This is a genomic window from Vicinamibacteria bacterium, from assembly GCA_035620555.1.
GTDB lineage: Bacteria > Acidobacteriota > Vicinamibacteria > Marinacidobacterales > SMYC01 > DASPGQ01.
In genome coordinates this window covers 1-9,186 of the sequence record DASPGQ010000001.1, presented here as the reverse complement: position 1 = coordinate 9,186, position 9,186 = coordinate 1, and the positions used below count along the sequence as shown (strand labels likewise).

6 protein-coding genes are annotated in these 9,186 nt (G+C 63.1%); 5 read left to right on the top strand and 1 reads right to left on the bottom strand.

Annotated elements, in window-relative coordinates:
- From secA to VEK15_00015, 4 genes are all read left to right on the top strand, one after another.
- The coding region (secA, locus tag VEK15_00030; protein ID HXV59049.1) for a preprotein translocase subunit SecA at positions 1 to 2,327 on the top strand (2,327 nt) is incomplete at its 5' end.
- Positions 2,306 to 3,781: an IMP dehydrogenase gene (guaB, locus tag VEK15_00025; protein HXV59048.1), complete on the top strand. Its 1,476-nt coding sequence runs from the start codon at positions 2,306 to 2,308 to the stop codon at positions 3,779 to 3,781. The genes secA and guaB, both read left to right, overlap by 22 nt.
- A gap of 1 nt (position 3,782) precedes the next feature.
- Complete coding sequence (locus VEK15_00020; GenBank protein HXV59047.1) at positions 3,783 to 4,754, top strand: hypothetical protein; 972 nt, start codon at positions 3,783 to 3,785, stop codon at positions 4,752 to 4,754.
- Complete coding sequence (locus tag VEK15_00015) at positions 4,751 to 6,337, top strand: radical SAM protein (protein ID HXV59046.1); 1,587 nt, start codon at positions 4,751 to 4,753, stop codon at positions 6,335 to 6,337. The genes VEK15_00020 and VEK15_00015 overlap by 4 nt, the downstream gene beginning before the upstream one ends.
- 61 nt (positions 6,338 to 6,398) lie before the next feature.
- On the opposite strand, the gene VEK15_00010 is transcribed toward VEK15_00015, so the two are convergent.
- A complete protein-coding gene (locus VEK15_00010) occupies positions 6,399 to 8,354 on the bottom strand; it encodes a pyrroloquinoline quinone-dependent dehydrogenase (protein ID HXV59045.1) in 1,956 nt (651 codons plus the stop codon).
- A 110-nt stretch (positions 8,355 to 8,464) separates the two neighbouring features.
- On the opposite strand from VEK15_00010, the gene VEK15_00005 reads away from it, so the two are divergent.
- A partial coding sequence (locus tag VEK15_00005; protein ID HXV59044.1) for an ABC transporter permease occupies positions 8,465 to 9,186 on the top strand: 722 nt, incomplete at its 3' end.

Below are 9,186 nucleotides of genomic sequence, written 5' to 3'. Positions count from 1 at the left end.
TCATCGGCCTCACCGTCGGCGTCATCCAGCACGACATGACCGGCACTCAGAGGCAGGAAGCCTACCGGTGCGACGTGACATACGGGACCAACAACGAGCTCGGGTTCGACTATCTCCGCGACAACATGAAGTTCGACCCGTCGCTCTTCGTCCACCGACTGTACCCGAAGATCGCGAAAGACGCCGACGGGAAGGACGTCGAGAAGCTCTTCCATTTCGGAATCGTGGACGAGGTGGATTCCATCCTCATCGACGAGGCCCGGACGCCGCTCATCATCAGCGGGCCCGCTGAGGAGTCGACGGACCTCTATTACAAGATCGATCGGATCATTCCGCGCCTGCGGCGCGACTTCGATTTCACCGTCGACGAGAAGACCCGCACGGTAACTCTGACCGAGGAAGGCGTTCCCAGCGTCGAAAAGCTGCTCGGAATCGAAAATCTCTACGAGCCCGCGCAGATGCACATCCTCCACCACGTCTACCAGGCGCTCAGGGCCCACACCCTTTACAAACGCGACACCGACTACATGGTGAAGGACAATCAGGTCATCATCGTCGACGAGTTCACCGGACGGCTCATGCCCGGGCGGCGGTGGTCCGACGGCCTTCACCAGGCGGTCGAGGCGAAGGAGCACGTGAAGATCGAGCGAGAGAACCAGACGCTCGCCACGATCACCTTCCAGAACTACTTCCGCATGTACGACAAGCTCGCCGGTATGACGGGAACCGCGGAGACCGAAGCCGCGGAGTTCGAGAAGATCTACGAGCTCGAGGTCGTACCGGTTCCGACGAACCGGACTCTGATCCGGGACGAGTACGCCGACGTCGTCTATCGAACCGAACGCGAGAAGCTCAACGCCATCGTCGACGAGATTCGGGAGATGATCGACAAGGGTCGCCCCGTCCTCGTGGGGACGACCTCGATTGGAAAGAGCGAAAAACTGTCCCAGCTCCTGAAGCGGAGCGGCATCAAGCACGTGGTCTTGAACGCGAAGTACCACGAGATGGAAGCCGAGATCGTGGCCCAGGCGGGTCGCAAGGGCGCGGTGACCATCGCCACCAACATGGCGGGCCGCGGCACCGACATTCTCCTGGGCGGTAACGCGGAATATCTGGCGCGCGTCGCTCTGAAGAAACAGGGAATCGATCCTCTCGAAACCGGAGAAGAGGAGTGGGAGCAGGTCCTTCAGAAAGCCAAGAAGGAAGTCGCCGACGAGCACGAAGAAGTCGTCGCCGTCGGGGGTCTCCACATCCTGGGAACGGAGCGCCACGAATCGAGGCGCATCGATAATCAGCTCCGAGGTCGCGCCGGTCGTCAGGGAGATCCGGGAAGCTCGCGTTTCTATCTCTCTCTCGAGGACGACTTGATGCGCATCTTCGGAAGCGATCGCATCAGCGGTCTGATGCAGCGGATGGGGATGGAAGAAGGCGTGCCCGTCGAGGCCAAGATGGTCACGCGGGCCATCGAGCGCGCGCAGAAGCAGGTCGAGTCGCAGAACTTCTCGATGAGGAAACACCTCCTCGAGTACGACGACGTGATGAACAAGCAGCGCGTCGCGATCTATCGACTGCGCCGCGACATTCTGGAGGGAAAGGACCAGCGCGAATACGTCGTCGAGCTGGCGGAGAACATCCTCGGCTTTCTCGTCGACCGTCATCTTCCTCCCGAGAGCGACCCCGAGGAGTGGGACCTCGACGGCTTCCGCCAGTCTCTGACCCATCAATACGGCCTCACCGAGACGGGGCTGAAGGAGATCGACTGGGAGGGGCTCAACCGGAACGAGATCCAGGACGAGATCAAGAAGAGACTCCTCGAGACCTACGAGAAGAAAGAGCAGGCGATCGGGTCCGACCTCATGCGCACCCACGAGCGAATCATCATGCTCCAGGTCGTGGACTCTCAGTGGAAGGACCACCTGTACGCGATGGACCACCTCAAGGAAGGCATCGGACTTCGCGGATACGGGCAGCGCGATCCCTTGATCGAGTACAAGAAAGAGAGCTTCGATATGTTCGAAGCCATGTGGGACCGTATCGAAGAGGAGATCGTTCGGCTGTTGTTCCTACTGCAGCCAGTGAGGGAACCGATGTTCGCGTCACGGCCCATGGCGAGGCCGAGTCGCTTGTCCTTCAACGATCCGAGCGCTTCCCCGAGCCCGTTTGCGTCTTCGGGACCGGTGCTGCGAGGACCGAGGCGGGAGTCTCAGGGCGGCGTCGACGCCGCGGTGAAGACGGTGCGCCGAACCGAGCAGAAGGTCGGTCGAAACAGCCCGTGTCCATGCGGAAGCGGCAAGAAGTACAAGAAATGCTGCGGGGCCGGGGCGTGAGCGAGCCATTCCGCGAAGCCCTCACCTTCGAAGACGTCCTCCTCGTCCCGGGAAAGTCGGACGTACTTCCGTCGGAGGTCGACACCGCTACGGCTTTCAGTCGCAATATCCATCTCCGGATCCCGATCGTCAGCGCGAGCATGGACACGGTGACGGAAGCTCCTCTGGCCATCGCCATCGCGCAGCTCGGCGGGCTCGGCATCATCCATCGGAACATGGCCCCGGAGCTCCAGGCCGAGGAAGTCGACAAGGTCAAGCGCTCCGAGAGCGGCATGATCGTCGATCCGATCACCATTTCGCCCGAGCGTCCCATCGCCGACGCGCTGGCACTGATGGAGAAGTTCCGGATATCCGGCGTTCCCGTCACCGTGCAGGGGCGACTCGTCGGAATTCTGACGAATCGCGATCTCCGCTTCGAGACTCGGTTGTCGCTGCCGATTTCCGAGGTCATGACCAAGGACAACCTCATCACCGTCCCCGTGGGAACGACCCTCGACGAGGCGAGGGAGCTCCTGCATCGACATCGTGTCGAAAAGCTCCTCGTCGTGGATGATCAGTACAACCTCAAGGGCCTCATCACCGTCAAGGACATCCAGAAGGCGATGAAGTACCCGAGCTCGTCCAAGGACGACTTGGGCCGGCTCCGTTGCGGCGCGGCCATTGGGGTCGGCGAAGCGGCCCTCGAGCGTGCCCGGCAGCTCGTCGACAAGAAAGTCGATGTGATCGTGGTGGATACGGCTCATGGCCATAGCCGCGGGGTGCTCGAGACCGTCGAGAAGCTGCGCGGGATCGTTTCGGGTCAGGACATCGTCGCCGGTAACGTCGGCACCGCCGAGGCCACGGAAGATCTCGTTCGCGCCGGAGTCGATGCCGTCAAGGTGGGGATGGGGCCGGGCTCGATTTGTACCACGCGAATCGTCTCCGGTGCGGGGATTCCCCAGATCACCGCGATCCTCGATTGCGCCGAAGTGGCGGCGAAGCGCGGCGTTCCCCTCATCGCCGACGGGGGAATCAAGTTCAGCGGTGACGTCGTCAAGGCCCTGGCCGCCGGCGCACAATCGGTCATGATTGGAAGCCTGTTTGCGGGAACGACCGAGAGTCCGGGGGAGACGATCCTCTATCAAGGAAGGACGTTCAAGAGCTATCGCGGCATGGGATCGATCGGCGCCATGAGCGATGCCACCAAGGATCGATACTTCCAGCAGGACGTCGAAGCCGGGAAGCTCGTGCCCGAGGGAATCGAGGGGCGCGTGCCCTACAAGGGCAGTCTCTCGGGTGTCGTCGAGCAGCTCGTTGGCGGCGTGCGCTCGGGAATGGGCTATTGCGGTGCGGCAAGCATATCGGAGCTCCAGACGAAGGCGCGGTTCGTGCGCATCACCGCGGCAGGGCACCGCGAGAGCCACGTGCACGACGTGATCATCACGAAGGAGGCGCCGAACTATCAGCTCGAATGAGATGCCGCGGCAACTCTATCCCATCGTCGTCGCGCTCGGCGGGCTCCTCGTGGGCTGCGAGATTCGTTCCACCCCGGCCCTCATCACCGTCTACAGCCAGGCGATCGGCGTCTCGTTTCCGTTGCCCCAGGGATGGTCGGCCGATCAAGCCGTGGAGCAGGCGGGTTTTCACATGCAGACCTTCACCGGGCGCTCGGTGGACGTCCCCGAGCGAGCCGGCATACGGGTCCAGGTGATGGCGGGCCCGACCCCGAACGGAGACCTGGGCCAGGTCGCCGAGCGATACCAAAGCGGCTCGAGCGCCGCGCGCGAGGAACCGTACTCTCTCGAGGGGTATCCGGGAAAGACGTGGCACTTCGTCTCCGAAGACGGTGACGAGCGCTCACGGCTGATGCTCACCGATGTCGAGGGAACCCTCTACGGTCTCTTCGTGCGGGGCGAATCGCCCACCATGGAAGCCTACGACGAGGCCCTCGCCCGATTGTGGCGCGAGCTTTCCATCGAGCGAGGCGAGTTCTTCGACGTCTACGAAGCGCCCGGAGGCGACCTGTCCATCCCTCATCCCCGAAGCTGGGAGAGAACCCAAACCGTAGCCAATCCGGGTGAATCGCTCTTCGTGGGATTCCGCAGCCCTCCGATCGCGGTCGAAGAGGATGGCACCACCGTCCACGTGACGCTCGAGGTCACGGTGAACCGTGTCGGACCCGAGGAGACGGTCGAAAGCTTCTACGCGGAGAGGACCGAGGCTCTCGCCGACAACTACCGCTTGTTGAAACACGAGGTCCTCGCCGAGGGCATCGCCATCTCGACCCTCTACCACGTGGAGACCCAGCTCGCCGACTATCTCGAGCGGACCGTCTACGTCATTCGCGACGACAAGAGATTCATTCTCAAATTCAACGCGCGCAATCGCGTCTACCACGCGGTCGAACCGTGGATCGACGAAATCGTGAGATACTTCCTGTCGATATGACGACACTCATCGAGCGGGTGTTGCGCCGGCCGGCGGCGGCTTCGACCGAGCTGCTATTGCCCCAAACCGAGAGCGCCGACGCCAACCTGCGGCTCGCCAACGAGGGCGACGGTCGTTACGACATCGTCGAGAGGGGCGGAAGGGCGGCGGTGACGCCCGAAGGCTGGTCGCAGTACCTCTATTTCCGGCTTGCCGACGGGCTGCGCCGGGGGCTCACCAACGGGGCGGTGATCGAAGTCGATTACTTCGGCCGAGAGTTCGCAACGTTTCGCCTGCAATACGCTTCGACCGATCCGGGCGCACCCTACGGAGGGCTCTACAAGGAAGCCATCCAGCGGTGGGACGGCAATCGTTCGGCCGAGCCCGTGTGGCGGCGGGCGCTCTTCCTGATCGAGGACTTCGACCCCGACCGGTTCCAGAACGTGGGAGCGAGTTTTCGTATGGAGATTCGCCAGGATTTCTACGTTTCCCGGGTCGCCGTTCATCGAGAGCTTCCCGTCGATGCCCTCGGGAGCTTTCCCGAGATCGCCCCTCTGCCGTCCATCCGCAAGTCTCCCGAGCGCGTCTACCCGATCTGGTGGTTGTTCGTCGAGATCACGAACCTGTGCAACTTCCATTGCACCTTCTGTCCCGACGAGATCATGGAGCGCCACCGGGGCATGATGCCTTTCGAGGACGCGGTCAAGGTCTTCGATCAGGTGGCTCGCGAAAGGCATCGCCTCGGACCGCTCTATCCGGTAAAGCTGCACCAGATGGGAGAGCCCACCATTCATCCCCGTCTCGTGGACATCGTTCGCTACGCCGAACGGGAGAAGGGAATCGCGATCGAGCTCAACACCAACTGCAGCTTGCTGACTCCCGAGCTGGTCGATGGCCTCTACGACGCGGGGCTCACGAACCTCATTCTCAGCTATCAGACTCCCGACGCCGAGTCGTTTCTCACCCGGAAGGCGAAGAGCAAGAAGCTCACCTTCGACATCTACCTGGAGAAGGTCAGGATGGCGGTCGAGCGCAAGATCGCGAAGGCCGCGCCGACCCGAATCGAGATCGACGTGATGAACACCCTCGGCTCGTCCCGCATCCAGATCGTGGGCTCGAACGCCAAGGCCGACCGCGTCATGCTCGAATGGATCGCCTTCGCCCGGTCGCTCGAGCGAAAGTACGGGCTCGCTCCCAAGAAGCACGACCTGAACTACGTCGACGGGGGATTTCGTTTTCTGGAGCACGATGCCGATACCGGCCGCTACGAGATCCTTCCGGGAGTCGATATCTTGTGGAAAGAGCTCCACACCTGGGGCAACGTGATTCAAGGCCGAACGACCTCGTCCAAAGTGGATGGCTACTGTCCCGCGCCCAACGAGCAGTTCGTCATTCTCTGGGATGGTACGGTCACCGTCTGCTGCACCGATTACGAGGGCACCCTCGCAATGGGCAACATCCATGAGCAGTCGATCGAGGAGATCTGGACCGGCCCCAAGTGGCGCCGGATGCGGCAGGCCATGTGGCAAGACGTTCTCGAGTCGAAGACCTGCCGCGTCTGCAAAGGCGTCGAGGAGCCCGACCTCGTCCAGATCCAGGTCTAGCTGCCGCTGTAAGAAAGGGGATGTGGGGAACTAAGACGGAGTCTTCGCTGGCCGGGGTCCATCATTCGGCCTTCTCCCGGGGGAGGCGCAGGGCGACCAGCTCTGCCGGGTGATCGGACGCACCGACGGCAACGACGATGTACTGCACCCCTTCGTGCAGGTAGGTCATGGGAACTCCCGTCTGGTTGGCCGGTAGCTCGATCTCGGCCAGGATTTCTCCCGTCGCCTTGTCGTGGGCCCTGAGCTTGTTGCCGCCGCCGCCGTACATGCCGAAGAGTCCGCCGCCTTCACCCGCGAACAGCAAAGTCTTCGTAACCAGAAGCCCGGCCCTCTCGGGGCGTCCCGTCCGGGGAAGCTCGACTCCCTCGAGCGCGGGATGCTCTCGCACGTAATCGGGCGCCTCTCCGTTGGGAATCATCCAGACGTGCTCTCCGCTGTTCAAATCGATTGCCGTAATCCGCCCCCAGGGGGGCTTGATGAGCGGGAGGCCTCTCGGGCCGCCGCCCTCGGGAAGCATGAGTCTCGGGCCTCGGACGTAGTCCATGTTGGAATGCTCCGGATCGGCGATGAGGCCGAGAGCGGTCGGATATGTGGAGGAGGCGACGTAGAGGATGCCGGTGTCGGGATCGAGCGCCGCCCCGGGCCAGTTCGCGCCGCCCTGGGATCCCGGAAGCGTCAGAGTGCCCTTCTTCGTCTCGGTGACCAGCGAAGGCGGCGTGAACAGGGGACCGAGGCGGTAGAACGAGGCGATCTTCAGAGCTTCCTCTTTGAGCTCTGGCGTGAGGTCGATGAGGTCGTCCTCACTGACGCCCTGCCGGTCGAAAGGCGCGGGCTTGGTGGGAAAGGGCTGCGTGGGCCAGGTTTTTTCGCCGGGCACGTCGGTTTGGGGGACGGGACGCTCCTCGATCGGCCAGACCGGCTCGCCCGTCCGCCGATCGAGAACGAACGTGAATCCCTGTTTCGTGACTTGCGCGATTGCGGGAATCTCGCGGCCGTCGACGCGGATGTCCGCGAGCACCGGCGCCGCGGGCAAGTCGTAATCCCAGATGTCGTGATACACCGTCTGGAAGTGCCACACTCGTGCGCCGGTCCGCGCATCGAGACACACGAGGCTATCGGAGAACAGGTTGCTCCCATGGCGGTGGCCGCCGTAGTAGTCGCCCGTGGGAGCTTCGGTCGGAAGATAGACGTAGCCGAGATCGGGATCGGCGGACAACGACGTCCAGACGGCGACGTTTCCGGTGGTGCGCCAGGAATCGTTCTCCCAGGTTTCGTGCCCGACCTCACCCGGCTCGGGAATCGTGTGAAAGATCCAGAGTCTCTTCCCCGTCCTGACGTCGTACCCGCGAACGTGCCCCGGAGGCATCTCCTTGGTCGGGGGAGCCCCTCCTGACGGAAGCGCCGCCCCCATGATGACCACGTCGCCCACCACGATTGGAGGTGTGCTCGAGCCGATGGCGTCCTTGACGAGATCGACGGGCCGATCGAGACCTTCTTTGAGATCGACGATGCCGTCACGGCCGAAATCGGGGAAGGGACGGCCCGTCCCGGCGTCGAGAGCCACCAGATAGTACGCGGGCGTTATGAAGAAGACGCGCTTCTCCTCTCCGTCCGTCCAGTAGGAGACTCCCCGTCCCGAAGTTTGCCTCGGCGCGGTCAGCCCCCGCTCGCCCTCGTCGAACCGGTAGAACCAGAGCAGCTCGCCAGTGCCGGCGTCGATGGCAATGGCGCTGCGTCGTGATCCCGCCGTCGTGTAGAGCACTCCGTCGACCATGATGGGAGTCGCCCGCCAGTTGGTGTCGGGTCGAGGACCCAGGTTTCGCGTCTCGAATTGCCAGGCGATCTCGAGCGCGCCGACGTTGTCGCGGTTGATCTGATCGAGCGGAGCATAGCGCGTGCTTCCGAGATCGCCGCCGTAGTAATGCCACTCGCCTGGCTCGGTGCCGCGCTGTGCCGAAGCGGTTCCGCCGGTGAAAAAAGCGAGACCCAGGGTCAGGATCGCGTCCGTCGTGCGCATGAACTTCTCCGTTCGAAGAAGACGCATTCTACAGGCTCCGTGAGCTCTTAGGCCAGGTCCCGATGCAAATGCCTCGCGGTCTCGCTGATGGTATTCTTGGCTGACGTTTTATGAGAAGCGTACTGAAGGAGCTCCGATTTGCCTACCGCGCGCTCGTGCGCCAGCCGGTCTTGACCCTCGTCGCTCTCGCCACGCTGGTTCTGGGGATCGGTGCCAACACTGCCATCTTCAGCCTGGTCAAAGCGGTGGTCTTGAATCCGCTTCCTTACGCTGAGCCCGAGGAGATCGTGGTCCTTTGGGAGCGCAAGCCCGAGGGGGGAACGGATTTCGTGTCGCCGCCTAACTTCCAGGACTGGCGCGAGGGGGCGACTTCTTTCGAGGCGATCGCCGCCTTCAGGCACGTTCGATACGGATTCAAGGCCGAGGAGCCGCGCGACCTTCCGTCGCTCCGCGCGACGCCGGAGCTGTTCGCGGTGCTCGGCGTCGAGGCGCAAATCGGCCGGACCTTCACTCCCGACGAAGCGGTTCCCGGCCACGACAAGGTCGTGCTCCTCAGCGCGGGGATGTGGCGCCGCGACTTCGGTGGAAAGAGCGACGTCGTGGGACGCACCATCGAGCTCGACTCCGTGCGCCATACCGTCGTGGGAGTGATGGGAGACGACTTCGTTTTCCCTCCGGGCAACGAGATCCAGCTCTGGACGCCGCTCGCCTTCGACCCGAACGACGCCCACGGGCGTTCGCGCCGGGCGCGGGCGCTCAGCGTCGTGGGTCGTTTGCGCGGCGGGGTTGGCCTGGCTCAGGCTCGGGAAGAGATGTCGACGATCGCCAGCCG